This is a genomic window from bacterium, assembly GCA_040753085.1.
Lineage (GTDB): Bacteria > UBA9089 > JASEGY01 > JASEGY01 > JASEGY01 > JASEGY01.
Genome location: JBFMHI010000029.1, coordinates 1 through 25,896 on the forward strand (window position 1 = coordinate 1; position 25,896 = coordinate 25,896).

23 protein-coding genes are annotated in these 25,896 nt (G+C 45.6%); 8 read left to right on the forward strand and 15 right to left on the reverse strand.

Annotation, left to right across the window (positions count from 1 at the left end; all coding sequences use genetic code 11):
* Positions 1 to 82: 82 nt before the first annotated feature.
* The 14 genes from AB1797_05105 to AB1797_05170 form a co-directional block, all read right to left on the reverse strand.
* The gene (locus tag AB1797_05105) at positions 83 to 622 is read right to left on the reverse strand and encodes a nucleotidyltransferase (protein MEW5766992.1); all 540 of its coding nucleotides are present in this window, start codon (positions 620 to 622) and stop codon (positions 83 to 85) included.
* Positions 619 to 831 carry a hypothetical protein gene (locus AB1797_05110; GenBank protein MEW5766993.1) on the reverse strand — a complete coding sequence of 71 codons (213 nt, stop codon included), beginning with the start codon at positions 829 to 831 and terminating at the stop codon, positions 619 to 621. The genes AB1797_05105 and AB1797_05110 overlap by 4 nt, the downstream gene beginning before the upstream one ends.
* A gap of 121 nt (positions 832 to 952) precedes the next feature.
* Complete coding sequence (locus tag AB1797_05115; GenBank protein MEW5766994.1) at positions 953 to 2,548, reverse strand: asparagine synthase-related protein; 1,596 nt, start codon at positions 2,546 to 2,548, stop codon at positions 953 to 955.
* Between the two features lie 144 nt (positions 2,549 to 2,692).
* The gene (locus AB1797_05120) at positions 2,693 to 4,498 is read right to left on the reverse strand and encodes an ABC transporter ATP-binding protein (protein MEW5766995.1); all 1,806 of its coding nucleotides are present in this window, start codon (positions 4,496 to 4,498) and stop codon (positions 2,693 to 2,695) included.
* 578 nt (positions 4,499 to 5,076) lie between these two features.
* Positions 5,077 to 6,444 (reverse strand): sigma-54 dependent transcriptional regulator, encoded by a 1,368-nt coding sequence (locus AB1797_05125; GenBank protein MEW5766996.1) that lies wholly within the window; start codon positions 6,442 to 6,444, stop codon positions 5,077 to 5,079.
* Between the two features lie 52 nt (positions 6,445 to 6,496).
* Positions 6,497 to 7,075 (reverse strand): signal peptidase I, encoded by a 579-nt coding sequence (gene lepB, locus AB1797_05130; GenBank protein ID MEW5766997.1) that lies wholly within the window; start codon positions 7,073 to 7,075, stop codon positions 6,497 to 6,499.
* Positions 7,072 to 7,653, reverse strand: a complete 582-nt coding sequence (locus AB1797_05135) for a GerMN domain-containing protein (GenBank protein ID MEW5766998.1) — start codon at positions 7,651 to 7,653, stop codon at positions 7,072 to 7,074. The genes lepB and AB1797_05135 overlap by 4 nt, the downstream gene beginning before the upstream one ends.
* Positions 7,654 to 7,710: 57 nt before the next feature.
* Complete coding sequence (locus tag AB1797_05140) at positions 7,711 to 8,922, reverse strand: N-acetylmuramoyl-L-alanine amidase (protein ID MEW5766999.1); 1,212 nt, start codon at positions 8,920 to 8,922, stop codon at positions 7,711 to 7,713.
* Positions 8,923 to 8,950: 28 nt separating this feature from the next.
* Positions 8,951 to 10,021, reverse strand: coding sequence for a thiamine-phosphate kinase (gene thiL, locus AB1797_05145; protein MEW5767000.1), 1,071 nt, complete (start codon positions 10,019 to 10,021; stop codon positions 8,951 to 8,953).
* Positions 10,018 to 10,230: a hypothetical protein gene (locus AB1797_05150; protein ID MEW5767001.1), complete on the reverse strand. Its 213-nt coding sequence runs from the start codon at positions 10,228 to 10,230 to the stop codon at positions 10,018 to 10,020. The genes thiL and AB1797_05150 overlap by 4 nt, the downstream gene beginning before the upstream one ends.
* 55 nt (positions 10,231 to 10,285) lie before the next feature.
* Complete coding sequence (locus AB1797_05155; GenBank protein MEW5767002.1) at positions 10,286 to 10,756, reverse strand: bifunctional nuclease family protein; 471 nt, start codon at positions 10,754 to 10,756, stop codon at positions 10,286 to 10,288.
* 271 nt (positions 10,757 to 11,027) lie between these two features.
* Positions 11,028 to 11,519 carry a BsuPI-related putative proteinase inhibitor gene (locus AB1797_05160; protein MEW5767003.1) on the reverse strand — a complete coding sequence of 164 codons (492 nt, stop codon included), beginning with the start codon at positions 11,517 to 11,519 and terminating at the stop codon, positions 11,028 to 11,030.
* Entirely contained in the window at positions 11,516 to 12,640 is a 1,125-nt protein-coding gene (alr, locus tag AB1797_05165; GenBank protein ID MEW5767004.1) for an alanine racemase, read from the reverse strand. The genes AB1797_05160 and alr overlap by 4 nt, the downstream gene beginning before the upstream one ends.
* A 33-nt stretch (positions 12,641 to 12,673) precedes the next feature.
* Positions 12,674 to 14,842: a tetratricopeptide repeat protein gene (locus AB1797_05170; protein MEW5767005.1), complete on the reverse strand. Its 2,169-nt coding sequence runs from the start codon at positions 14,840 to 14,842 to the stop codon at positions 12,674 to 12,676.
* Between the two features lie 388 nt (positions 14,843 to 15,230).
* Here AB1797_05170 and trpB point away from each other — a divergent pair, with 388 nt between their 5' ends.
* The 8 genes from trpB (at position 15,231) to AB1797_05210 (ending at position 24,906) form a co-directional block, all read left to right on the forward strand.
* Positions 15,231 to 16,457: a tryptophan synthase subunit beta gene (trpB, locus tag AB1797_05175; protein ID MEW5767006.1), complete on the forward strand. Its 1,227-nt coding sequence runs from the start codon at positions 15,231 to 15,233 to the stop codon at positions 16,455 to 16,457.
* 716 nt (positions 16,458 to 17,173) lie between these two features.
* The gene (locus AB1797_05180) at positions 17,174 to 17,365 is read left to right on the forward strand and encodes a type II toxin-antitoxin system VapC family toxin (GenBank protein MEW5767007.1); all 192 of its coding nucleotides are present in this window, start codon (positions 17,174 to 17,176) and stop codon (positions 17,363 to 17,365) included.
* Between the two features lie 284 nt (positions 17,366 to 17,649).
* Complete coding sequence (trpA, locus tag AB1797_05185; protein MEW5767008.1) at positions 17,650 to 18,414, forward strand: tryptophan synthase subunit alpha; 765 nt, start codon at positions 17,650 to 17,652, stop codon at positions 18,412 to 18,414.
* 91 nt (positions 18,415 to 18,505) lie between these two features.
* Positions 18,506 to 19,759 carry a PEGA domain-containing protein gene (locus tag AB1797_05190; protein MEW5767009.1) on the forward strand — a complete coding sequence of 418 codons (1,254 nt, stop codon included), beginning with the start codon at positions 18,506 to 18,508 and terminating at the stop codon, positions 19,757 to 19,759.
* A 55-nt stretch (positions 19,760 to 19,814) separates the two neighbouring features.
* Complete coding sequence (locus AB1797_05195; GenBank protein MEW5767010.1) at positions 19,815 to 20,756, forward strand: PorV/PorQ family protein; 942 nt, start codon at positions 19,815 to 19,817, stop codon at positions 20,754 to 20,756.
* A 100-nt stretch (positions 20,757 to 20,856) separates the two neighbouring features.
* Positions 20,857 to 21,699, forward strand: a complete 843-nt coding sequence (gene accD / locus AB1797_05200; GenBank protein ID MEW5767011.1) for an acetyl-CoA carboxylase, carboxyltransferase subunit beta — start codon at positions 20,857 to 20,859, stop codon at positions 21,697 to 21,699.
* A gap of 92 nt (positions 21,700 to 21,791) precedes the next feature.
* Positions 21,792 to 23,075 carry a folylpolyglutamate synthase/dihydrofolate synthase family protein gene (locus tag AB1797_05205; protein ID MEW5767012.1) on the forward strand — a complete coding sequence of 428 codons (1,284 nt, stop codon included), beginning with the start codon at positions 21,792 to 21,794 and terminating at the stop codon, positions 23,073 to 23,075.
* A 157-nt stretch (positions 23,076 to 23,232) separates the two neighbouring features.
* On the forward strand, positions 23,233 to 24,906 hold the full coding sequence (locus tag AB1797_05210; GenBank protein ID MEW5767013.1) for a PEGA domain-containing protein: 1,674 nt from the start codon (positions 23,233 to 23,235) through the stop codon (positions 24,904 to 24,906).
* A gap of 86 nt (positions 24,907 to 24,992) precedes the next feature.
* On the opposite strand, the gene AB1797_05215 is transcribed toward AB1797_05210, so the two are convergent.
* Positions 24,993 to 25,715, reverse strand: a complete 723-nt coding sequence (locus AB1797_05215) for a hypothetical protein (GenBank protein MEW5767014.1) — start codon at positions 25,713 to 25,715, stop codon at positions 24,993 to 24,995.
* Positions 25,716 to 25,896 lie beyond the last annotated feature (181 nt).

A 25,896-nucleotide genomic window follows, 5' to 3' on the forward strand; every position in this document is an offset into this window, starting at 1 on the left:
ATCACATGATGTAAAACTCCGGGAGCATCTAATCTTAGGTTTCCTTGGCATAGTTCAATTATACATTGTGGTATTTGATGTGTCAAATGTTTTTTTGCTTTCTACACCACCGTCCCCCATGTCCCCCCTTCATATATTTCATATCCAGCTTTCTTTTCTGAGTCCATAGAATTTCTCTGACGTCATCTAAATCCTTACTTCGACCAGAAATGAGCTTATAAAGAATCAAATCCTCTGGGGCTATAATGGGAATCTTTATTCCCTCAAAGGTAATGGTTCGTCTCCGGGATAAGGCCTCTTTCGTATATCTACTTCTGGCCATAAAAAGATCAAGATAAATTTCATGCCCTCTGGCTGGGTAAGTTAAAGTGAAAAAGGGTAACCCTTGAATAGATTTTACCGGCTGTCTCTTATCATAAGTAAATCCTTTCTTCCCGACTTCATTAAAAAATTCTTCTAAGTCATCAAAACTAATTTCAATCACTCCATCAATATCGTAAGTAGCCCGAGGCTCTGCCCATAAACTTGTCGCTATACCCCCCATAAACATAATAGCTATATCTTTTGCTTGAAGTGTTTCTAAGATATTCTGGATAACATCAAGGAGAATTCTTGCAATCATCTCTGTAATTTAGTCAAAATTTTTTGATTATTTAACCGATTCTTATATCTTCTCTCATCTAACTCACGCCATAGAGTTTCTTCTGCTAAATCTGCTTTTCCTATTTCCAGCTTCATTCCTTCTAATCTTAACTGCCAGGAAAAATCGCATAGTTCAAGCCAGGCCGCAATCTTTTCTTCTTCTGATTTCCAATGTTTATTATGCCTCATCTTATTCTCCACTTGCAACTCAGCCACGAATTAACCCGAATATACACGAATAAAAACAATACCTAATGGATTACTGAAGTTTCGCGTAAAATTACCTGGACTATGACGTACAGGGATTAACCTACTGTTTCTCTAATAAATTTTCTTCCAGCCAGGTTTCAATATTTAAAGAAATTGGCCCTCTAATCTTCGGGGTTTTCTTAATAACATCCTTAAGATTATAGGGAGCATAAAATTGTCGATAATGCCCAATATATTTAAAATAACTATAAAATAAATCCGAATATCTCTTTCCGAACAGTAGTTTTATTAGCCTGGCTACAGGGACCACCCCTAAGGTCCAACCAGGCCATCTCCATATCTTTGGCTTAACATTCTTGAAGCACTCGTAAAAATCAAAGTGATCCAGATACGCTTTATATAGCCTCTGTCCATATTTGAGGCTCAGGGGTATGCTGGGCCAAAATCTTAAATATTCCTCATCCCATAATGGTAAACACCATCTTATATCCAGAAAGTCATAAATTCTTTGTCCATTAACCACATATTTACACTGCCTCTCCTGCCATTCCCAACATTCGTAACGGCTCGACAATTCTTGAGTATTAAGGATTCTATTATCTATTTTCAAGATACTCAAGATCTTGTTTTCTATTTTTTTAAGATTTTCCTCTGTTTTTAAATTCAGCCACTGGGAAAGATGTTTTTCAAAGGCCCTATCCAATAACAAGGCCATATCTGGTGCATGATTCAAAAAAGTATCCGGTATATGTCCTCCGGTAATAAAGTCTCCTGACTGGCCATTAATAATCACTGTTTCTGAGGGCAAGATTTTTTCCTGGCCAAGTTTGGCCAGAGCATGGATATCCTGCATGTTGGGGATGCTACACAGACCGTCTGAAAACTCCCAGTAGGCTTTTCTGGTGTCCGAATAAAAAAAATCTCTTGACTCCCGCATCCCCAGTGGGACAAAGCGCCAGGGGACGCCAATCTGTTTGGCCACATATTGGGCCGCCTTGGCTTCATAATTGCCAGGCGGGCCATAAGAAAAGGCCGTCAAGTTATCATATCCCAACTGCTTGAGCTTACATAGAACCAGCCTGGAATCGAGCCCACCACTCAAAGGCACCCAAATAGGCGCCCCATTGGCTTCTTCTATCACCCGGTAAAAAATCTTATCGGTAATCTCATCCAGCTCCTCTATGAGCACCTCCTCTTTCTCATCTCTCACCTCCTCTGAATAAAAAAGATAATACCTCTCTCTTTCAATTTTGGCCTCAGCCTTGTCCCGAATAAGAAACTCTCCGGCCTGAAGCTGGTATAAATGCTGGAATAGTGTCTCTCGGCCCGTAACATAGCCGGCCATACGAAATTCAAGAAGGGAGAGTTCGTCGATTTCAGATAGATTATACTCGTTTTTTAAAGCCCTGGCCGAGTTTGAAACAGCAAAGGTCTCTCCTTTCTGAACATAAAAGATAGGATAGCTTCTAATCTTATCCACCGCGGCCATTAATCGATTTTCTTGTTCCACAATGACCGCGTAGTGGCCGGCATTGTTATATAACTCTTCGCTCAGTTCCTTTGAGGAAGCCGCTGGATTTCTTCGGCAAAAAGAGATAAATCGATTAACGGCCTTCTCCGATCCGATATGCCAGTATTTCAGTTCAGGACTCTCGGCATGCTTCCAGTGGTATTTTTTGTCGATTGTGATTTTCATAGTGTAGCGTCAGATTTGATTTGATAGGTTGGTCTCTTTAGAAGCAATCCCCCTCACCCTACCCTCTCCCCTCAGGGGAAAGGATTAAGGTGTGGGGTAAAAGAGGCTCTACCCACAAATACTAACTTGACAAGGCGATAGTCTTCACCCAGCAGCTACGTCTACCCCCTGTATCCTCGCCATATCGGCATACCAGCTATCTTCATGCATCAGTTCCCTATGGCTGCCGCACTCTATTACTTCTCCTTTGTCGAGGACGATAATCTGATCGGCGCTTCTTATGGTAGATAGACGATGGGCAATAATGATCATGGTAATATTTTCTTCGGCCCTTATCTGGGCCATAGCCTTTTGAATGAATCGTTCCGATTCAGAATCAAGGGCACTGGTAGGCTCATCAAGGATGATAATTAATGCCTTCTGCAGCAAGGCCCTGGCCAGGATGATCCTCTGCCTTTGCCCCCCTGATAGCTTAATCCCTCTCTCTCCAACTACGGTCTGGTATCCGTTGGGAAATTCCTGGATGAACTGATCCGCATAGGCCATCTTGGCTACCTCAATAACTTCCTCCGGCAAGGCCTCAGGCCGGGAATATCTGATATTGTTCTCAATGGTATCGTTGAACAAAAAGCCTTCCTGGGAGACAAAGGCTATCGAGCGCCGCAGCGTACCCAGCTCAAGATCTTCAATGGGTAGATCATCAATGGTTATTTTGCCTTTTACCGGAACCCTGAGGCGGGGTATAAGGTCAATCAGGGTTGATTTTCCGGCGCCTGAACGGCCTACCAGGGCGGTCATTTTCCCGGCAGGAATGAAGATATCCACATCCTTTAAGACAAAACCGTCGGGCTGATTATAGTAAAAGGAGACATTTCCAAATTTGATCCCTTTTTTTAGCTTCAGTTCCCTGACCTCTCCACCTTCAATAACCCTGGCCTTTCGGGCCTGCTCTAACAGATTTTTCACCCTGAAAAGACTCCCCGAGAAACCCGCCAGGCTCTGTCTGGAGTTAAAAATATCCTTGGTGTAAGGCAGTAATCTTAATAAAACAAAAACAAAGACCCCTGTTTGGGCCAGGGTCATCTGAAATACTTCTACCGAAAAGTAAAGGATGGTTAAGGCAGCCAGAATTACCAAAGGATCCACCACAAACTCTATCCTGGCCATAATCCTGGCCAGATTATAGGTATGCTTCTTAATCTCTTCGGATAATCCTCTAACAATGGCTGTTTCTCTACCCTCTGTGACAGACAGTTTCAGAAACTCTATCCCATTCAACCTCTCCACAATGGTAGAGGAAATCTTCTCATTATATTTAGATATCTCGGCTCCGATCTTTCCTGATCTGGTGATGCAGGATTTCAAGGCCATCCCTACGCATATCATAATTATCATGGCAAATAAGGTCATGCCTGGCGATAAAATAAGTAGGAAAATAAAATAAAGGATGAAAATCATTGAAGCGGCCAACAGGCTAAAAAAGGTGGAAATTCCTCCCCCCGCCCTTACTCCATCGACATTCAAAACATTGATGAGTTCGCCCACACTGCGGGCATCATAAAAGGGCATATCTGCTCCGGCGAACCATTGGAAACCTGAACTTCTAATATCCGCCAGGATGCTCTGAGTAATCCAGTTGCTATATATATTTTTCAAATAGTTGAACAACTGCCTGACCATCATGAGACCAAAGGTGATAACCATCAAGGCGATGAGATTTTTAGGGATATGGAATAAATCAAAGGCCTTCCCAATATAAACCCACATCTTAGAGGAAACCGATAAAACCGCAAAATCTCTTCCCCTTTCAATAAAATCCATAATGGGAAAAAGCATAGCCACGCCGAACCCCTCAAAAAAGGCGGCGGTAAGAGTAATTCCCACTAACAATAAGATCTTGAATTTTGTTACAGAAGGGAAAAATAAAATAGCTCGAACAATCTTACGCATAGCCCCGCCCAGCCGTAACCAAAAGAAACTACAGATTTCACAGATATTATTCCCTCGGTGTAATCTGTGGTTCCTATTTTCGCGGTATATCTATAATTCTTGCGGATAAGGCAAATGTTGCGACCTGGAGATCACCCAAGACCGTTTGAGCCACGCTGGTCAGGTGGTCTCCGATCTTTTCCATTTGGTCAATTATCGTAACTATTCAGCCACGGATGGACACGGATGAAACACTGATCTACTTTGCACTCTCTTTGTAACTGTGTTGGGCAACCACAAGGGGTTGCCCCTACTTGTGGATGAAACACTGATCTACTCTGCACTCTCTTTGTAACTCCAGGCTAAGCCCCGTAGCTGGACGATAAATTCTTGGTAACCGTTCAGCCACAAAGCCACTAAGCCACGAAGAGAATGATAAAATAGCACACGGATGACACAGATTTTAGCGGATTCTCACGGATTTTTTCTAATAAATTTTTATCCGTGTCAATCCGTCTCATCCGTGTAATCCGTGTGCTATTATTGGTAATCTTTGTGTCTCTGTGCCTTAAGAGCTGAATAGTTACAAAAATTTCCCCTCAACTTTCATTACCCCCTGAACGGTTACAATTCTTGATCTTCCGTTGCAGGGTTCTAAGACCGATCTTTAGAAGAGCGGCGGTCTTGGTTCTATTCCCGCCTACCCGGTCTAAGGTTTGACGAATTACCTCTTGTTCTATCTCTTCCATACTCATCCCGGTCCGAATATTAAAATTTTCACTATCCCCTTGTATCTGTTGATTGGTAGAGATAGGTAAATCTAAAGGCCCGATTTTTTCTCCCCTTGAAAGAATGGCGGCGCTTTCAATAAGGTTTTTTAGCTCTCTAACGTTGCCAGGATAATCTAACCTGACTAAAATATTGAGCGCCTCAGGGGTAATACCCTGCATCTTCTTGTCATTCTTTTTGTTAAACTCTTTGATAAAGGCATCCACCAATAGCGGTATATCTTCGGTTCGCTCCCTTAAAGGCGGGGTCTTGATCTCAACTACCTTCAATCGATAATAAAGATCTCTCCGAAAAGATCCTTCGCTGACCGCTTTTTCCAGGTCTCGATTAGTGGCCGTAATAAGTCTGACATCTACTTTAATCATCCTTGTTCCACCCACCCGCATGAACTCTTTTTCTTCCAAAACCCGAAGAAGTTTAACCTGAGTCGAAGTATCTACTTCGCCTATTTCATCCAGGAACAGAGTGCCCCCATCACATATCTCGAACTTGCCTTTTCTCATTTCCTGAGCGCCGGTAAAGGCACCACGCTCGTAACCAAAGAGTTCGCTTTCGATCAGGGTATTAGAAAGGGCGCTGCAGTTCAGGGCCAGAAAGGTTTTATCTCTTCGGGGGCTGTTTTGATGGATGCTTCTGGCAATAAGCTCTTTGCCTGTCCCGCTTTCGCCAGTGATAAGAACTGTGGCCGAGGTGGGGGCAATTCTGGAAACTAAGTCTGTTACCTCTCGCATCTTGGAACTGTGGCCGATTATTTCAGGGAACCCATACCTGGAGACAAGTTGTTGACGCAGCTCTTGATTTTCGATTTTAAGATCCTGCTCTTTGAGAACTTTATTGGCCAGGATCCTGAGTTCAGTGGTATTTATTGGTTTGGTAAGATAATCATCCACCCCTCTTTTCATAGCCTCAACAGCTGATTCAATACTTCCAAAACCGGTTATGACCACTACGGCGATATCCGGATTTCTTTTCTTGGCTATTTCTATTAATTTCATACCGCCTATTTCAGGCATCCTGAGATCGGTCAAAAGGAGGTGGATGGTCTCATCTTTAATTTGTTCAAAGGCTTCTTTGCCGTTTCTGGCTTCCAGTATTCGGTGCCCTTCGCTGGAAAGGGCATTTTTCATGGCCTTCAGGCTGGGAAGATCGTCATCAACAATAAGAATGGTATGTTCCATAAGTAATTATTAATTCAGCCTTCCACCTTCAGCCTTCAGCCTTCAGCTTATGTTATTGGATTAATCCGATTCGAAAGGGTGGCCAGTAGATGAATAAGGCTTTGCCTTTGATGTAATCGCGTTTAAGGACACCCCAGAATCGGCTGTCTCGGGAGTTGTCCCGATTATCACCCATGACAAAGTAGGAATCAGGGGGGATAATTCTGGGTGTATCCCAATTGTCCTGAGTAGAATTGAACATAGAAGAGAAGGGCATAGGATTGGAATGAACCTTATAAGGTTCGATCAGAGGCTTACCATTGATGTAGACTTGTTTATTTTTAATAATAATTTTATCACCCGGCAACCCGATAATCCGCTTGATAAAATCAATGGAGGGGTCCTTGGGGTAACGGAAGACAATCACATCCCCTCGTTGAGGATCATGCCACTTTAATATGTGTTTATCAGTAAGAGGTATCGGTAATCCGTAGATAAATTTGCAGACAAAAAGATGGTCCCTTATTTTCAAAGTAGGCACCATTGATTCTGAAGGTATTTTAAAGGCCTGAATGACAAAGGTTCTAATAATCAGCGCCAGGATGAGCGCCGTAACCACGACTTCCACATATTCATATATCTTTTTCTTCATTCTTCTCTCCCTCTTTCTCTGATTAAAGAAAAATCCGATTTAAAAGGTTGCGTCGCATCAATATGCCCCGCTAAGGTGGTAATTGGTCTGCCTTCGACCAGGATTTGAACCCCGCTTATGGAAGGTAAATTGGTCATTATAGAATTAACTATAGAAAAGATGGTGAGCCATTCTCCCCCTGTGCCTTTCAAGTGGTCTTTGACCATTTCCCCCGACATGTCCAGATATAAAATACCCTTATGGAAATAGGTCTCTCTAATTTTAGTTGTTTCAGGTAAAGTCGGGATCAATTCTATCCTGGGCCCCTTAATTAATTCTTCTATAATCTCTTTGGCCTGTTCAGTTACATAAGCCGGCCAGGAGGCAAGTTCACGATCTTCACTAACCAAAAAGATACCGGCCGGAGAGGCAAAGTAAAGCCTGATGATCTTGTTTTCTTCAGATGTTGATGAGAAAGTGGAAGGGAGATATTTGTTTATCCCTTTCCCATCTCCGCCTGAAGTGAGGAAGACAAATATTACCGCTCCTGCCAGAATGAGAATGATTATTCCACCCAAGAAAATAGTAATTTTCTTCATAGTCAGTAAACAGTAAACAGTAAACAGTAGACAGTGGACCACTGACTACTGTCTACCTTAGAAGCTCATCCATTCGATCTCTCTTATTCGTTTATACCTGGCAATAGCCTCAAGTAAGACCGCCACCAGTCGTTTCTGCTCAACCTTGTTTTTCAACCGCATTTCATCCCAGGGGTTAGTTAGATAACCTATTTCCACCAAAACCGCCGGCATAAAGCAGTCAGAAAGCCCGTAAAGGGGAGCCGGTTGGGGCGGGTTCATTGGTTGTTCAAATCGCTCGCTGGCTACCTGTTGAATTATTTCAGCCAATTTAGTCGATTTAGCCAGCACCTCATATTGCCTCTTTTCCGGAGGAAGGGCGCTACAGTAGTAGGTATGGAAGCCACCGATTTTGGGCGATGATGAAGCCCCCAAGTGAAGACTGATAAAGAGGTCTGCCTGCTTTGAATTAGCCAGATTAATCCGTTTATCCAGGTCAAAAGAGACATCCGTCTCTCTGGTTAAAATCACCACTAAATCCGGGAATTGGATGGACAAAGCCGATTTAAGCTCTTTAGCTAAATCGAGAGCCGCTTCCTTTTCTAACCAACCTGAATTTCCTTTAACCCCTTTATCATCTCCTCCATGTCCAGGATCAATTATAATCCGCTCTAAAGGGGTTTCTTTTTCTTTATCTTCAATTACTCCTAAAGATGGCAGTTCTAATTCCAGGTCTATATCGGATGGCCCCCTTGGGGACGGTTCCCTCAGTGATGGTTTTGTGGTTATGGGTTCAGGGGGTGACTCAACCGAAGGCGCGGCTTTCCTGGCTAACTTTTCCGAGGCCGGGATGACTGCCGCCGGCTTAATGCTCAACATTCTGGCCGTCTTATACCAGTCAGCCTTCATTAAGAAGACAGAATTTAATACGGTAACGACAAAATCAATAGGCACAAAGACCCTTCCCTCGACCAATTGAGGCGGCGGTTTAACTAGGTGAGTTTCTTTAGCGCTCCTGGCCTCTTTTTGACCAACGGTCAGGCTGAGAATCTCTTCTCCGTCTTTAATGACCACTTTTTTCTGGACGGGATCCCACCAGACTGAAAGTTGTATCGCCTTAGCCAGTTCACTTATTGAAATAAAATAGATCCCATCTTCTACTATACCCTGAACGCTTGTTTGGGAATGATTGATATTGTCAATAACGGTAATAGTTTCAGCCGTTGTTGTGGTTGCCAGAAGAGTAAGAATTAAAAAAGCAGCCAATATCGTCTTGAGTTTCGAGTTCATCTGCTTTTCAGTAGACAGTAGCCACAGGTCAGAAGTCAGCTTCTTCTGTCCTCTGACTTCTGAAATGATCATATCCCTGGCAGGGCAGGTCTTTGACCTTGCCGGTTCTGTCAATCAGCTTAATGCCTTCGGATTCAGGAACTACCCGACCGATGAGGCTGGCCTTCATTCCTTCTTTAATTTCTTCCTGCCGTTCGGGAGGAAAGGTGAAAAGAAGTTCATAATCTTCTCCACCCCCAAGGGAAAATCTTAGGGGGTCCATACCCAGGTGTTCACAGATTTGCATCAAAGAATAAGAAAGAGGCACCTGATCCTGAAAGATACGGATACCCACCCCGCTGGCCTCAACTATTCTTTTGACCTCAGCCGCCAGACCATCGCTAATATCAATCATCGCTGTGGCCAGCTTTGATTCAACTATTCTCCTGGCTTCTTCCAGCCGTGGTAGTGGCTGTAAGTGTTTTTCAATCAATTCATCAGCCGACTTCTTTAAGTGGGGAAGAGGCGTAGAGAAGGAATTACTTAATAATTCAAGGCCCAGGGCAGAATCTCCCAGGGTTCCGGTTACCGCTAAATAATTGCCCACCCTGGCGCCTGAACGAAGGGTGAGCAGTTCCGGTTCAACTAAGCCTAAAAGGGAGATAGATATAATCAAATCCCTGGAAGAAACCGTGTCACCTCCCACCAGGGCAATACCTCCCATCTTGTTTCCTAAAACCTCCATGCCGTTATAGAGACAATCTATATAGTCAGAAGAGAGCGTCGGGGGAAGTCCGAGAGAAATTACCGCCCAACGTGGTTTACCGCCCATAGCCGCTATATCACTGACATTAGCGGCCATCGCCTTCCAACCTATCTGGAAGGGGGTGAAATTATCTCGGGTGAAATGAACACCTTCGATTAATATATCAGCCGTAATTAAAGTAAGCTGGCTTTCAGATAACTTGAGGGCGGCTGCATCATCTCCGATATTTACTGCTATTGCCGAGTCATTGGATTTCAGTCTGGCCTTCAAGTGTTCAATCAGTCCGAACTCACCCAGGTCTTTGAGTTTCGGGTTCGGGGCACCTGCTTGCGGGTCGTCGGGTTTCGGGTTCATTGACATTCTCTCCTTTTAGTGCCTATCCCCAAACTCCAGACATCAAGAGGCTGCCAGACTCCTGGTGTTCTAAACCCCTGAAGCGCCGCCGAGGTTTTGGGATAGGCTCCAAACTCGATCCTCGATGCTCGATGCTGGATCCTCGATGCTGATAAAGGATACAGTATCGAGTATCGAGCATCGAGCATCCAGCATCGAGCATCGAGCATCCAGGATCGAGCATCCAGCGTCCAGCCTCATGGGATGAACGGTTACCTTAATTTTTTAGTCCAGATCACTGATAGTAAGGTCTTTTAATTGTTCCTTGAACGCCTTGACTTCCCTGTCATCAATAGGATTGCCCGGCATCGTAGCTGTGTTGAGAACATGGTCGTGGATATAGATAGGCGCGGAGACTCTCAGGGCAAGAGCAATAGCATCAGAGGGGCGAGAATCAACCTCAACCGATTTTCCATTTAAAGCAAAGGTTATTTGGGCAAAATAGGTATTATCCCTCAGGGCATTGATAACCACTTTGGCCACTCGGCTCCCCAGATTCTCGACTACTGATTTTAACAGATCGTGAGTTAGCGGACGGGGAGGCTTGATCCCTTCCAGAGCAAAAAGAATAGCTTGGGCTTCAAAGAGTCCGACCCAGATAGGTATGACCCTATTCCCCTTTACATCTCGAAGAATAATGATAGGCATGCTGCTCTTGGCATCCAAAGCTATCCCTGCCACGTTCATTTCAATCATAAAACACCTCCTTTCCTTTGAGTTGATTTCGCATGGCGGATTTTTTCATGGCGACTTTCGGACTGCCTTCCGCCATCCGCCCTCTGAAATCCGATTATTCGGGACGGTTCAAAATCATCCATTTTCTTGTGAAACTTTAGGCGCGGTTAACCTTCCGCAGAAGTAGGGTGGACATTACCCACCAATCTGTTCGCCATCTACGCCTTTTTGGTGGGCGGTGCCCACCCTACCTCTCAGCCGCAAGCTTTCACAGTAAAGTGAACCATCCCGATTATTCTCTCACCTTAATCCTGGTTGATATTGAGATCGGAGAGGTAGTATTAAGCCGCGCCACCACTTGATATTCACCGGCCTCAACCAGGTTTCCCTCTGTATCCCTCTGGTTCCAAATAAGGTTAAAGGTTTTCTCATCCTCAGGATGAAGAATAAGCCTTTCGCCTTCTCCTTTACTGAACCGGAATAATTCCCGGCCATATTGTTTAACCACAAACTCACAAGCCGAATCCCCCAGATCAAGGGTCACGGTGCTATCTTGTTTATTCTTTATCCCAAAATTAAAAAGATAATCTGTCTTGTTTTCAGCCGGCTTAACTAAAAGACGGTATTGGATACCATCAATAGTATGAACGGAAAGGGGCGCATGTTTATAATAAACCCGAATGAAGGCAAACATCCCCACAATTATGAAAAGATCAATAACCAGGATGATGAACCGGGTATTCGGATTCATCATCATCCGATAATAGGCGGAATCTTCCTTCATCCAACATACACCCGCGGAATCCTGCCTCCTATTCTGGAGACAATTTCGTAGTTAATCGTCCGACATAATTCGGCTATCTCTTCGACCGGAATCCTCTCTTTTCCCTGGCTTCCAAAGAGAACGACTTCATCACCTTCCCTGACCTCCGGAAGCGAGGTGACATCAACCATAGAAAAATCCATACAGACGCGTCCAATCACGGGTAATCTTTGACCCCCAATCAAGACATAAGCCTTATTTCCAAGTTCACGGTTATATCCATCCGCATAGCCTACCGGAAGGGTAGCCACTCTGGCCGGCCGATTGGTTCGGTAAGTTCCGCCATAAGAAATAGGACTTCCGGACGGCCACCACTTAAGTTGAATGATTTGCGTCTTAAAGCTCATCGCCGGATAAAGATCGATCTTTAAAGGAAAATCCTTGGCCGGTGGAAGTCCGTAAGTGGCTATACCGGGCCTGACCAGGTTTAATCGAGTAAAGGGAGAATCTATGGCGCCGGCGCTATTGGCCATGTGTTTTATCGGTATATGGATTTTAGCCTCTTCCAGTTGATTTAGCACCCAGTAAAATCGAGTCAATTGGAGGCGGACATAATCCTTTGCCGGCTCATCGGCTGTGGCCAGATGAGAAAAGAGACCTTCAATCTCTATCCCCGGCAGACCGGCTATTTCCCTGGTTAATTTAGGGGCCTCCTCCCAGATCACGCCTAATCTGCCCATGCCGGTATCCACTTTAATATGGACCTTGCATTTTTCTCCTCTTTCAACGGCTGCAATGGAAAGGGCCTTAGCCAGACAAGGTTCAAACACGGTAGGCGTAACCCTGTTTTCTAATACCTCCTTAGCGTAAGCCGCCGGTGTAGCCCCCAGGATGAGAAGCGGGGCCTTGATCCCATAATCCCTAAGCTCTATGGCTTCACTCAGGGAAGCTACTCCCAGCCAATCCGCCCCAGCCTGAACTGCCCGCTCACTTACCCGGCTGGCTCCGTGACCGTAGGCATCCGCCTTGACCACGGCCATAAGCTTTACTTGCGGCCCCACATGTTCTTTAATGGCCTTAATATTATGTCCTATATAATCCAACCGAATTTCTACCCAGGTTGGCCGGGAGAAATTAGTCATTAGTCATTAGTCATTAGTTCATTAGTCATTTGACTAACGAGCAGTGAACTGCTTTTTAACCTCCGAAAACATAGCCTGTAAAAGAGAGGCCATAGGCTTTTCCTGAAGGACTCGATTGAGATTGGCCTGGGCCTTCTGGTTCTGACGGTTACCCCATGAAGCAGCCTCGATGGCCGCGGTATAAGTTTTCATCGCTTCTTTTGTTTGCTTCAACTTCTCCTGGACAATGCCCAAGTTATTATAAGCCATAGAAAGATCCTGAAAAAGCGCTTCTTCTTCCGCCGCCCCTTTTTCCAATGATTCACTCTTTAATTGTTTTTGATATCCATCAATAGCCTGCTGGAAGTAATCTCCGGCTTTTTGCCACTGGTTTAAGTTAAGGTTGGCATTTCCCTTATTAAAACTTAAATCGGGATTCTCGGTTTCATTTAGTTTTTCCCACTCTTCGAGGGCTTTTTGATAATCATCGGCGTGGTAATAAGTCGCTCCCAGGTTGAAAGTTAATTCCGGTGATTCAAGGCCCAATCTTCTGGTGGCTTCATAGTAAATAAGCGCCTTAGGCATATTATTCATAACCTTATAATAAAGGTTGGCCATATGGAAATTAGCCTGAGCATCCTCCTTATCCAGCTCCAGCGCCCTTTTAAACTGATTATATGCCTGTTTATGCATACCAATTTGATTATATATCTCCCCGGAAAGGTCATAGGCTTTGGCGTAAGTTGGATCTTGATCCAGGGCAATCTTTAATTCTTCCAAGGCCCTTCCCACATCCCCTTTATTTCTCATAATACAGGCCAAATTGTAGCGGGCCCTTAGTGACCCGGGCTCCTGATTCAGGACATCGTTGGTTATTTCTTCCGCCCTGGCCAAATCTTTTCGCTCAATATAGATATGGGTCAACTGGTTCAAAAGATCAATATTGGCCAGCCGTTGGCCAAGCTGCATAATAATATAGCGATGAACACCAAAGGCCTGGTCATACTGCTTTTTCCCCATATAAATTTGCTGAAGCATATTGAGGCCCTTAATATTTTGGGGGTCAATACTTAATACCCCTTTAAGGGTGTTAAAGGCATTTTCCTGCCAACCCATTTGCTGAAAGACAGAGGCTAAATCAAGGAGTGTCTCTGTATTTTTTCCATCAATGCTTAAGATCTCCCGGCAGACTTCTTTAGCCTTGCTCAGATCCCATAGATTCCCTTCGGCCAAAAAGACCTTTACCATATTCTGTCTGGCGCCAATATTACCCGGATCCAGTTTAAGGGCCTCTTCAGCCTTATCCAAAGACTCATGATAGGCCTTAACCGAAAGGTAGGCCATTCCAAAACGATTATAAGCCTCCACATTTTTGGGTGACAATCTTATCCCCTGATCAAACTCATCCTCCGCCCGGTTAAATTTATTCGCCTTGACAAATTCTATACCCTTCACAAAATGCTTTTCTGCTTCGGAAAGTCCTCGCCTGGCCATAGTAGATGTTATCCACCAGGAAAGACCTCCCGCCAAAAAGAGCACACCCAGAATAACGGCCGTTACCTTTAGATATTTCTCTCTTCGTCTGGCTGTCAAAGGCAGTGCTTCTTCTTTTTCCTCTTCTTCTCCTTTTTCCAGTAGGGCAACCATCTCTTCCCCTTCCGGAACAAAGGTCACCTCTTCTTCCTCGCCAGCCGCTTCCTCTGTAGGCAGCACTCGTTCAAGAATCTCTTCCGGTAATTCTTCAACCTCTTCTGGCTCTTCCGCAACCAGAGGTTCAGCTATTTCTTCCGGTTCAATCTCCGCTTCTTCTGTAGGCTCAGGAACTTGAAGAATTTCTTCCGGTTTAAGCGCCTTTTCCTCTCCAAGTGGCTCTAGTGGGGCTTCCTCTGAGGGGAGGGGCTCTTCTTCAATTAGTTCTTCTGTTTTTTCTTCCTCATCTCCCAGAAGGGCAGTCAGTTCTTCTTCACTGAAGAAGGGAGCCTCTTCCTCCTCAGGCTCTGTTTCCTCAGTAAGAGGAGGTGCATCTTCCTCAGCAGGCTTTACCTCCTTTTCTGTTTCTTCAGTAGCCGGAGGGGTTGCATCCTCTTCAGGCCCCGCTTCCTTTTCTGTTTCCTCAGCAGGAGAAGCTGCCTCCTCCTCAGGTTCCGCTTCTTTCTTTTGATCTTCAGGCGGGACTTCCTCCGGCGGCTCTTCCCTTTCGGTCGGTTCCTTTTCTTCGGCCATTTTGATTTATACTCCTCGTATATCGTGAATGGTGGTTCGTGAATCGTTTTTGAGTCACGAATCCCGGCCTACGATCCCAAGTATCTTCTCAATTAACTGATCGCCTAGTTGCCCCGAGTTATTGAGAAGATACGACAGGATTGTAGGTCGATTACCAGACGAACCTGTTCCCAAGATCGACCTGCTGATTATTCTTGGTATTATTCTACTAAACTTTTGGCAAGAAGTCAAACAAAAAAATAGATTTTCATTCTTCACCGTTGGTTTTTCCTTGACATATTTGGTTATTTGGTGTATAGTTAAAAAAAGATGAACTATTGGCAGGATCTTTCAACAGGACTTTTCCTTGACTACCACGATAAAAGAAAGCTGCATCGAAAATAAGATTATGATCAGTAAAGGCTATTTCGGACAATTTGGAGGCTGTTTCGCCCCGGAAATATTAATGACCACCCTGGAGAAATTGGAGGCTGTTTTCTTTAAGCTCAAGGAAGACCCTTCCTTCTGGCAGGAATACACCCAAATAATGTCTACCTATTCCTGTCGGCCTACTCCCCTCACCTTTGCTCAGAATCTTACGCAATACTTTGGTGGAGCTAAGATTTATATTAAAAGGGAGGATCTCAATCACACCGGAGCCCACAAGGCCAATAACGTAATGGGTCAGGGACTCTTGGTCAAAAGAATGGGAAAGCCCAGGGTTATTGCCGAGACCGGGGCAGGTCAGCATGGAGTGGCTACGGCTACGATGGCGGCTAAGTTTGGCTTTGAATGCACTATTTATATGGGCGAAGTCGATACTGAGAGGCAAAGCCCCAATGTCTTCTGGATGGAACAATTAGGGGCTAAAGTGGTTCCGGTGAGAGATGGCACTCGTATCTTAAAGGATGCCATTAATGAATCCCTTCGTGACTGGGTGACTAACATGGACACTACTCACTATGTCCTGGGAACCGCCTGTGGGCCTCATCCCTTCCCGAGTATGGTGGCTTACTTTCAGTCTATTATTGGGCAAGAGGCGCGAGAGCAAATACTAAAAATCGAAGGACGACTTCCTGATATGGTCTGCGCCTGTGTCGGGGGAGGCTCTAATGCCCTGGGTATCTTTCAAGGTTTTTTGGAAGATGAAACAGTGGAATTAATAGGAGTAGAAGCCGGAGGTTATGGAATTGAAACCGGAAAGCATGCGGCTCGATTGACCGGCGATTTGGGTAGACCAGGCGTGGCCCAGGGTTATAAGACTTACTTCCTTCAAAATGAAGAAGGGCAAATGATAGAAACCCATTCAGTAGCGGCGGGCCTGGATTATATCGGCGTAAGTCCTATCTTAGCCGACCTTCACCAAAGAAAACGGGTGAAGTTCACTTATGCCACTGACCAAGAAGTAGTGGAGGCGCTCAAACTGGCTATGAAGAAAGAGGGTATTATTCCGGCCCTTGAATCGGCCCACGCTTTTGTCGAAGCCTTTAAGCAGGCGCCGGAGATGAGAAAAGACCAAATCATTATTATCAATCAGTCGGGCCGGGGAGATAAAGATATCTTTACCGTGGCGGATGCCTTAAAGGATAAAATGTGGCAGGAGTTTATCAAGCGTAAGGCAGAGACTTATAAGTAAACAGGGAGATGCTCGACCGCTACCAGGTGGAACGACCGCGCATCATCAGGCGACCGAAGGGAAGAGTGGCACACGGGCGGCCTAAGCCGGATTGCGGAGCGAGTACAACCGAAGAGCCTGGTGCGGGAAAACTGCACGCCGGGATCTGTGGAGGGGGTCAGGCAACTGACGGCTCTACCGCGATGGCGGGGCTCACGAGTGCGTAAAAAAGAGGTAAGATGTGAGTCACGTATTGACGATTTCTGATACACTCTACACACAACTTGAAACTACAGTACGGATGCGCGGATTAATGAGCATTGAACAACTACTTGAGGTGTGGCAATCGAAGGAAAACGAAATACGCCAACGTCAAGAAACTGTCCGTCGCATTGACGCTCTACGTGAACGGCTTTTTGCCACTTATGGCGAGATGCCTGATAGTGCCGCATTAATCCGCGCGGACCGAGAGCGGTGAGATGGATAGAATTGTCGTAGACAGCAGTGTGGTTGTTAAGTGGTTTGTCGTTGAACCGTACTCGACTGAGGCGCATCGAATCCTGGACGACTATAAGGCGAGGACGTTGACCTTGTTTGCGCCCGATTTACTGAACGCCGAGGTAGGCAATGTGGTTTGGAAGAAACATCGGTTTCAGGGATTGGCAGCTGAAGATGCCCACCAGATCATAGCCGAGTTTCGGAAGTTGAAGTTTGCATAGGTTTCAACCGCCGACCTACTGGATGAGGCGTACCGTTTGGCAGTGGCGCACCAACGGACTGTGTACGATGCGATGTGTATGGCGATGAGTGTACATGAACGATGTCCGTATGTTACGGCAGATGAAAGACTATACAACGCCATTTGTGAATCATTTACCAACATAATGTGGGTGGCAGACTGGCTGCAGTCACCAGATGACCGTGCCTAACCATGTCAAATGCTCTGAACACGTACGGTGACTATGCCCGGCTGATTTTCTTTCTGCTGGCAAACCGGGCGACCATCGAGAGCCACACGGTAGCGGTATACACCACCAGCCAGACCATTGGGATCACGCGGGGGTGCTGGTGATTCAGGGGTGTCTTGCTAGCGGGAGCGCGGATGGGCGCGGCTCACGCTGGCCGTTAGTGCGTCGGACTACCCAGCTCGAGGCTGGTAAAGAATCCAGCATCCAGCATCGAGGATTGTTTGGTGGCGGCGGGAGGCCGCGCGATGAATCTTACTGAATATTTGACCCAAATGAAGCAGAGAAAGAAGATCGGGCTTATGACTCATTTGATCTGTGGCTATCCTTCCTTGGAGGTAAACTACCAGACGGTTGCCACTATGGTGGAAGCCGGCGTGGATTTGATGGAACTACAGATACCTTTCAGTGAGCCTATTGCCGATGGCCCCACTATGGTTAAAGCTAACCAGACCGCCCTGGACCAGGGAACTACGGTGAAGAATTGTCTGGATATGATGAGGGAGGTTACTCAAAAATACCCCATTCCTTTTCTCTTTATGACTTATTATAATATCCCCTTGCAACAAGGCCTCTTGAATTTTTGCCGACAAGTAAAGGAAGCCGGCGGAAGCGGCCTGATCGTGCCTGATCTGCCGCCTGAAGAAGCAGAAGAACTTATCGCGGCGTGCAAAGAATATCGGATATCTCTGATCCTTCTTATGTCTCCGACCTCGTCAGACCAGAGGCTGGAAATGATCTCCCGAATGGCCGATGGCTTTATCTACTGTGTGGCCAGAAAAGGAGTAACCGGAGCTGAGACTGATTTTTCTGCTAAAGTTGAGATATTTTTAAGACGTTGCCGGGAAAAGACATCCCTTCCTCTGGCCCTGGGCTTTGGTGTTTCATCAAAAGAAGACATCGACTTTTTGACAGGGAAGGCAGATATAGCTGTGATTGGCACCCTTATGATCAGACTTCTGGAGAAAAAGGGGCTGCAGGGAGTAAGGGATTTTCTAATAACTAGCCAATAGGCAAGAGCCAAGAGCCAATAGGCATTGCCTCTTGGCTCTTGGCTAAAAGCTAATGGCTATTGGCTATTGGCTAATTAGGGAGGTGAAAAAGATGGTTGAAGAATCGAAAGAAAAAGAGATGAAATCATCCCCTGAGATGAGTCTGCCCCCTCTACTAAGGGGGGACCAAAAAGATAGAATCGAAACACAAGCTCGGCCAGAATTAAAACCGTCTCTATTTATTGAGGAGCCGTCTGAAAAAAGTAAATGGCCTCTTATCTTAACCGTGCTTTTTGTTTTGGTGGGAGGGATTGTGGGGGGGTGGTTTATAGTGGACGCTTTTTTCTCGGCGCCCCCTTTGTCTGCCACGTCTCTAACAGTAATTTCATCTCCAGACCAGGCTGAAGTCTATGTGAATGATCAACTGCGGGGCAAAACTCCTTTAGCTGTTTCGGGTATTTCTCCGGGTAATTACCTTGTCAAGATTGTCAAGGAAGGATATGCAGACTGGGAAAGCGGCTTAATCAAGATCATCCCAAATGAACGCAAGGTCGTTCAGGCTGAACTTAAAGAAGCAGAAGAGAAAGAGGGGATAGAAGTCATTAAGGAAGAAATTGCTAAGATACTGAAAGAAAGCGCGGTGGAGGAGCCGCCTTCCTCTGATGAAAAAGATTTATCATCTCGCTATACGGTTCCGGAGGAGATCATTACTCCTCCGGCGAAAATAATCGAAGAATCAGAACCTGCGCTAATACCCCCATCACCTAAAAAAGAGCCGGTTGCCTTACCCAAAGAAGAAAAATTACCCAAGACCCCCAAAGAAGAGAAAAAAGAGGCTGAAAAGACAATTAAGACAGCAGAACCCGAAACCTTGGAACCGAAAACACCTGCCCCACCAGTAAAACCTTCACCTGAACCAAAACTGGAGCCGGCTAAAATAGAGATCGATTCTGAACCACAAGGAGCCAAAGTTTATCTTAAAGACGAATATCAAGGAAAGACCCCTTTAACTATTACCGGCAGGCTTAGTTGGCAGCCATACATGTTAAAAATAACTTACCCGGGTTATAGTGATAAGGAGTTGATTGTCTCAGTCGGTCCTGGTCAAAATTATCGAACCAGGGTTGCCCTGGAGAGGTGGGGCGGATTCCTTAACCTCACTTCTATTCCCCTTAAAGTAAAGGTCTATCTGGACGGTCGGCTGGTGGGTGAAACACCGATTGAAAACCTGGGTATTACCGAGGGTGAACATACCCTTAAGGGCGCTAAGGAAGGTTATCCTTCTCAGGAAATGAAAATTACCCTTGAGAAGGGTGAGACCAGGTATATTAATTTTGTCTTGACAAAGAAGGAGGATATTCAGTAATCGAGGATCGAGCAACGAGCATCGAGCAACGAGCATCGCGGCGGAAGATTGTGCTATGAATATAGTTTCTAAATATATTAGGCATCTATTTGTCCTTATTTTGATCCTGGGATCGACCTCTCAGGGTGAGGCAAAAAAGGGAGAGGGTGGAGAGCTTGGGACGCCTTTCAAAATGGGCATGGGGGCCCGGGCCACAGGAATGGGACGAGCCTTCGTGGCTCTGGCTGATGACGCTTCAGCGGTCTATTGGAATCCGTGCGGCCTGGTTTATCTGGATGCTTGTGAGGTAAATTTCTCATATTTCCAACCGCACAATTTAATTGACGGACTCAGTTATTATACGGTTAGTGGCGGCGTTCCCTTATCTATCCCTCCTGGCGCATTGGGAATGGGGATCGCTTACCTTAATAATGATCTGACAAGGTCCAAAGGGAGCCAAGAAATAGGCGATTTCAATTCCAAACAACAAATGATCTTCCTTGCCTATGGTTACCGGCCTAATGAAATAATATCTATGGGCGCTACTCTAAAAAAGGTCGACTACCATTTTGATAAATACGAAGACGAGGGCTACGGAGCTGACCTGGGATTTTCTTTCTCCCCCAAAGAAGGAATAAGATGGGCTATACTCCTGCAGGACTTATGGGGAGCTAAAATAAGGCTGATTGAAACCGAGGAGAAATTTCCTCTTCGCCTTAGAATGGGGTTAAGTTATAGCTGGGATAAGCTTACCTTTACCATTAACCAAATGACTCTTAGTTTAGGGGCGGATTACCAGGTAGAGGATAAACTCTTCGATTGGGAGGCTGGAATAGAAGGCAGAATTTTAGAAACAGTATTCTTAAGAGTTGGTTACTACGAACCGGCCGAGGAGATTAGTTTGGGCGCGGGCTTTATTGTTTCAGGGCTGCGTCTGGATTACAGTCTGGGACTGCATCCTGATCTGGAGGCAAGCCACCGGTTGTCTTTGACTCGTAAGTTTGGCGTAAGGGAATAATTAGGCTGAAGACTGAAGGCTGACGTCCAATCATCTGCTCTCCGCATTTATTCCTAAAAGCCTTCAGCCTAAACACCTGAGTAGTTATGGATAATTGATTATGGCCTGGTTTAGAAGACCCAAGTACAGCACGATAAGTCCTGAGAGCCGGAGAAGAGATATCCCGGATGGATTGTGGGTAAAGTGTGAGTCATGTGGAGACCTGATCTATCGTAAAGATTGGGAAGCAGCTTTAAAGGTTTGCCATAATTGTAATTACTATTTCAGGCTTAGCGCCGCTGAGAGATTGGATCTTGTTTTGGATAGTAGTAGTTTCAAGGAATATGATGCTAATCTTGCGCCTGTTGATTTTCTTGACTTTACAGATTCCATCCCTTATAAAGACCGCCTGAAAAAGGCCCGCGAAAATTCAGGCCTTACGGACGCCTGCCTTACCGGGGAAGGCAAACTAAGGGGGCACTCAGTGGCTATTGGGGTGCTTGATTTTTCTTTTATGGGTGGAAGTATGGGCTCCATTGTGGGAGAGAAGATAACCAGACTTATCGAGCAAGCTCAGAAAAAACATTTACCGCTCATTATTATCTCGGCTTCAGGTGGAGCCAGGATGCAAGAGGGGGTTGTTTCCCTGATGCAGATGGCCAAAACAGCCGCTGCTATCTCTTGCTTCAGCCGGGCAGGCGGACTTTATCTGTCCGTTCTGACTGATCCGGCCACCGGGGGGGTGATGGCCAGTTTTGCCTCGCTGGGTGATATTATTATCGCGGAGGAGCAAGCCTTAATTGGTTTTGCCGGACCAAGAGTGATTGAGCAAACAATAAGACAAAAATTACCAGGAGGATTTCAGAAAGCAGATTTTCTCCTGGAACACGGTTTGATTGATATGGTGGTGAAGCGAAGTGAGCTTAAGGAGCGATTGGGCGAATTGCTGGAGATGCTGACTTAGAGCCTATCCCAAAACCTCCGCTTACCAATTTTCCCCTTTGTGTCTTCGTGCCTTGCTATTCCTCAGAAATCTTGGCAGAAGATAGATGACTAATGGACTATAAGGCGGCGGTAGACTTTATTGAGTCGCGGCAATTATTCGGCATTCAACTGGGACTATCTAATATCAGTGAGCTGCTGAGCCGATTAGGGCATCCGGAGAGGTCACTGCGGGCCGTTCACATTGCCGGAACAAACGGAAAAGGCTCGGTGGCCGCTTACCTTGGGGCGGTTCTTTCCGAGGCAGGATGTAAGGTTGGTGTTTACACCTCGCCTCATCTGATTGAGATAAGAGAGCGGATGACTATCAGGGGCGAACCTATCTCTGAAGAGAGGTTTTGTCAACTGATGGATCATATTAAACCGGTTATTGAGGGCATGTCTAATGAACCGACCTACTTTGAAGTGGGGACAGCCCTCGTTTTCCTCTATTTTGCCCAGGAAAAAGTTGACCTGGCCGTAGTGGAAGTAGGACTCGGAGGAAGACTTGATGCGACCAATGTAATTAATCCTGACGTCTCTATTATTACTAACGTCGATCTTGATCATACCGATCGGTTGGGTTCTTCGATATCTGAAATTGCTTACGAAAAGGGAGGGATTGTTAAGCCGGGGGTTCCTGTTCTTACGGCAGAGGAGAAGGTTGAAGTCATCAATATTCTGGAGGAGATGACCTCAGAAAAAGGCGTTCCACTTTATCGGGTGGGCCAGGAAATACTCTATCAGATCAAAGAGGCTTCCTGGTCTGGAACTAAATTTTATCTGAAAGGACTGCGTAAAGATTATTTTGATCTCTTTATTCCCCTCGCCGGAGAATATCAAGTCAAGAATGCGGCTCTGGCGGTGGGCGCTTATGAGTTGTTGGGATTCCCTCTCCATCACCTTAAAAAGGGATTATTAGGGACAAGGTGGCCTGGCCGCCTTCAGGTGGTCTCCCGCAACCCGTTTATCGTTCTGGATGGAGCGCATAACCCGTCTGCAGCCAGGGAATTGAGACATAATTTAAAAAAACTCTTTTTGTTTGATCGGCTCGTCATAATCTTAGGAATCTTAGGTGACAAGGATATTGAAGGGATTATAAGAGAACTAATCCGGCTTTCTCCAGATACAATCTTGCTGGTTAAACCGGCCTGTGATCGGGCTATTCCTACCACGGAAATAGCCAGGGTCGTAGAAAGGTATACCGACCATTTTGAATTGGTCGGCCAAATGGACCAGGCTCTAAAAGCCGCCTGTCAGATGGCTGGAGATAAAGGTCTCATTTGCGTTACAGGTTCCCTTTATACGGTAGCAGAGGCCTATCGATGGTGGATAGCGGATGTAGCCAATAGCCAATAGGCGATAGGCGATAGTCTCTTTAGTCCTTTTGGTCCCTTTAGTCCTTTTGGTCCCTTTGGTCCCTTTAGTCCTTTTGGTCCCTTTAGTCCCTTTGGTCCCTTTGGTCCCTTTAGTCCTTTTGGTCCCTTCGTGAATAAGAAAGGAGGTATCATATAACGTGGAGAAGGAAAATGATATACCGGAAGAAAAACAAAAAGAAAGACCTACTTCTAAGAAGGTTATAAGAAAAGGTGTCAAGGATAAGACAAAGACTCATTGGGAGACGAGGCTGTTTCCAACTCCGGTTCCTGCCTGGAAAAGGATGATGCCCTATGGAATAGTCCTTTTGGTGGTCCTGGTGATAGGGTATATATTTCTCTCCCGACATCTAACTCCATCGGTGGGAAGGGGTTCCCTTCTTATTACTTCTAACCCTACCAATGCTATTGTCTATCTTGATGAGCAAGATTTTGGCCAAACTCCATTAGAGATAGGAGATATTCCGGTATCTGAATATAGCCTGCGGATTGTCAAGGCAGGATACACGAGTTACCAGGAAAAGATAACTATTCCCCGGGATGGACAAAAGAGGGTAAAGGCTGAACTCCTGGAAAGTCTTGGTTCTCCTATGGTGGCTGAAGCCGAAGTTATTGTCCCTCCCGAAGCTGAACTACCGGTTCCACCGATTAAACCAACCTTAGAAGAGATAACGGGCGGGGGAATTAGCATCAGTTCCACTCCTTCGGGGGCGACTGTTTTTATAGATAATAAGCTTCAAAGGGAGACAACCCCTCTTGAAGTAGCTAATTTAGAGCCAGGACGGCACCTGGTTAAATTGATCAACCAAGGCTACAAAAATTGGGAAGATGAGGTGATAGTTGAGAATGAAGTTATTTCTAACCTTGAAGTTAAATTGTCTCCTCTGTCCGGTGGTATAAAAATAACCTCTCTGCCTACCAAGGCAGAAGTCTATCTGAATGAGGAATATAAAGGCAAGACACCTTTGACCATCAAAGATGTCAGGGGAAGAGAGGCTTATATGGTTCGGGTTTCAGCTCCTGACTATCGGGATTGGGAATCTAACGTCACTGTTGAGCCTGGTCAGACGGTCGACCTGAAGGCAAATCTGGAGCGAATGGCGACCGGGGCGCTTCTAATTGCTTCCAATCCTAAAGAAGCTAAGGTATATGTAGATGGAGAACTTATAGGGCGGACACCTCTGGTCGGAGTTAAGCTGGAAATAGGCGAGAGGCAAGTAAGGATTGTTAAAAGCGGATATGCCCCTGTAACAAGAACGGTCAAGGTCATGAAGGAGAACAATCCTCTCCTTAATTTCAACCTTGAGGAGGCCAAAGAGGCCAAAGAAGAGGAGGTAGTTGACAAACCGGCCTCCATCTTTATTACCTCTGAACCTCCAGGAGCTGGGATTTATATTGACGGCATTTCCATAGAGGGAGAAACCCCGCTTGGTATTCCTAAAATTGAACCGGGGGAGCATCGGATTAAGGTAAGTAAGGTCGGGTATTTACCAGATGAAAAGGTAGTCACCGTTCATCGGGGAGAGTCGGCAGCCTCCAATTTTATCCTCAAAGAGGAGAAGAAGAAGGAAAAAGAAAAAGCGGCAATAGTGGCCGGACATATCATTATTGTCACTGATCCACCAACTTGTAAGCTCTATCTGGATGGTAAGTATCAAGGAACAACTCCTATGACTATCAGCGGTCGCCGTGGATGGGAGCCTTATGAAATTAAATTAACCGCTGAAGGATATACCGATTGGTTTTCCAGGGTCTTTGTCGGTCCTGGCCAGACATTCCCTCTCAAGGCTAAGCTGGAGAAAATAAAGAAGTAACTACTCAGGCAGATAGGCTGAAGACTGAAGGCTTTTAGGCTGAAGGCTGAAGGCTTTTAGGGACAGCCTTCAGCCTTCAGCCTAAGTTACATCCACATTTCATAGAGAGGGATAAAAATTAAGAGAAGAAAGATTATCCCCATGCCTGTGCCGTTCAGGAAGAATAGATAAACAAAGGCCGGATGCCATTTGATCAGCCACCAGGAAGCGATGTCTAAAAGAATCAGAACAAAAGGTAATGAGCCTAACCATATCTTGATAGAATTTTTAGTAGAACTGAGGCAGATGATAAGTCCCAGAAAAAGAAAGAGGAAAGAATGGCCCAGTATATGGGTGTGTCCCCCCCTGATTAGAGAAATGAACGACTTGCCGCGCTCTGGAATGGCCTGCGTTAAGACCTCCTCATATTTTGTTAAGGGAAGAGAAGAAGCCATTCCTCCTGCCTTATGACACTTCAGACATACCGCCTTGAGGATTTTTCTTATTCCTTGATATTCTTTCATACTGGCTCCCGCTTTTATCCAACCGAGGACTTTTTCTCTCTCTTTTCCCTTCAATTGTCCGGGATGGTCTGAAGACATAATGGCCGCTCGTAAAGGAGAGGTCGTCGGATCGCCGCGGTAAGTAATAAGTACATCTTTGACTGACAGGCCGGGTTCTCTATCAGCCAGGTGGTAAGAGAGATAGAGGTAAATGACAGATAGCCCATATCCGACCATGACGGTGATTAGAAAGGAAGTGATTAATACCTTAAGGCTGGTGGGTAAATGAGCCAAAGATAGTTTCGAGTTTTGAGTTTCGAGTTCCAAGTGGCGTACCTTCTCAAGGATAGTAGGTAGTAGTAGGTAGTCATTAGTCGTAATCGTTCAGGTATAGCTGCACGGATTAGCACGGATAAATAACACAGGACAGAAGGCGGAAGTGTAGGGACAGGGCTTGTCCCTGTCCGTGCTTGTCCATGTCCGTTCCGTAGACGGACAACCACAAGGG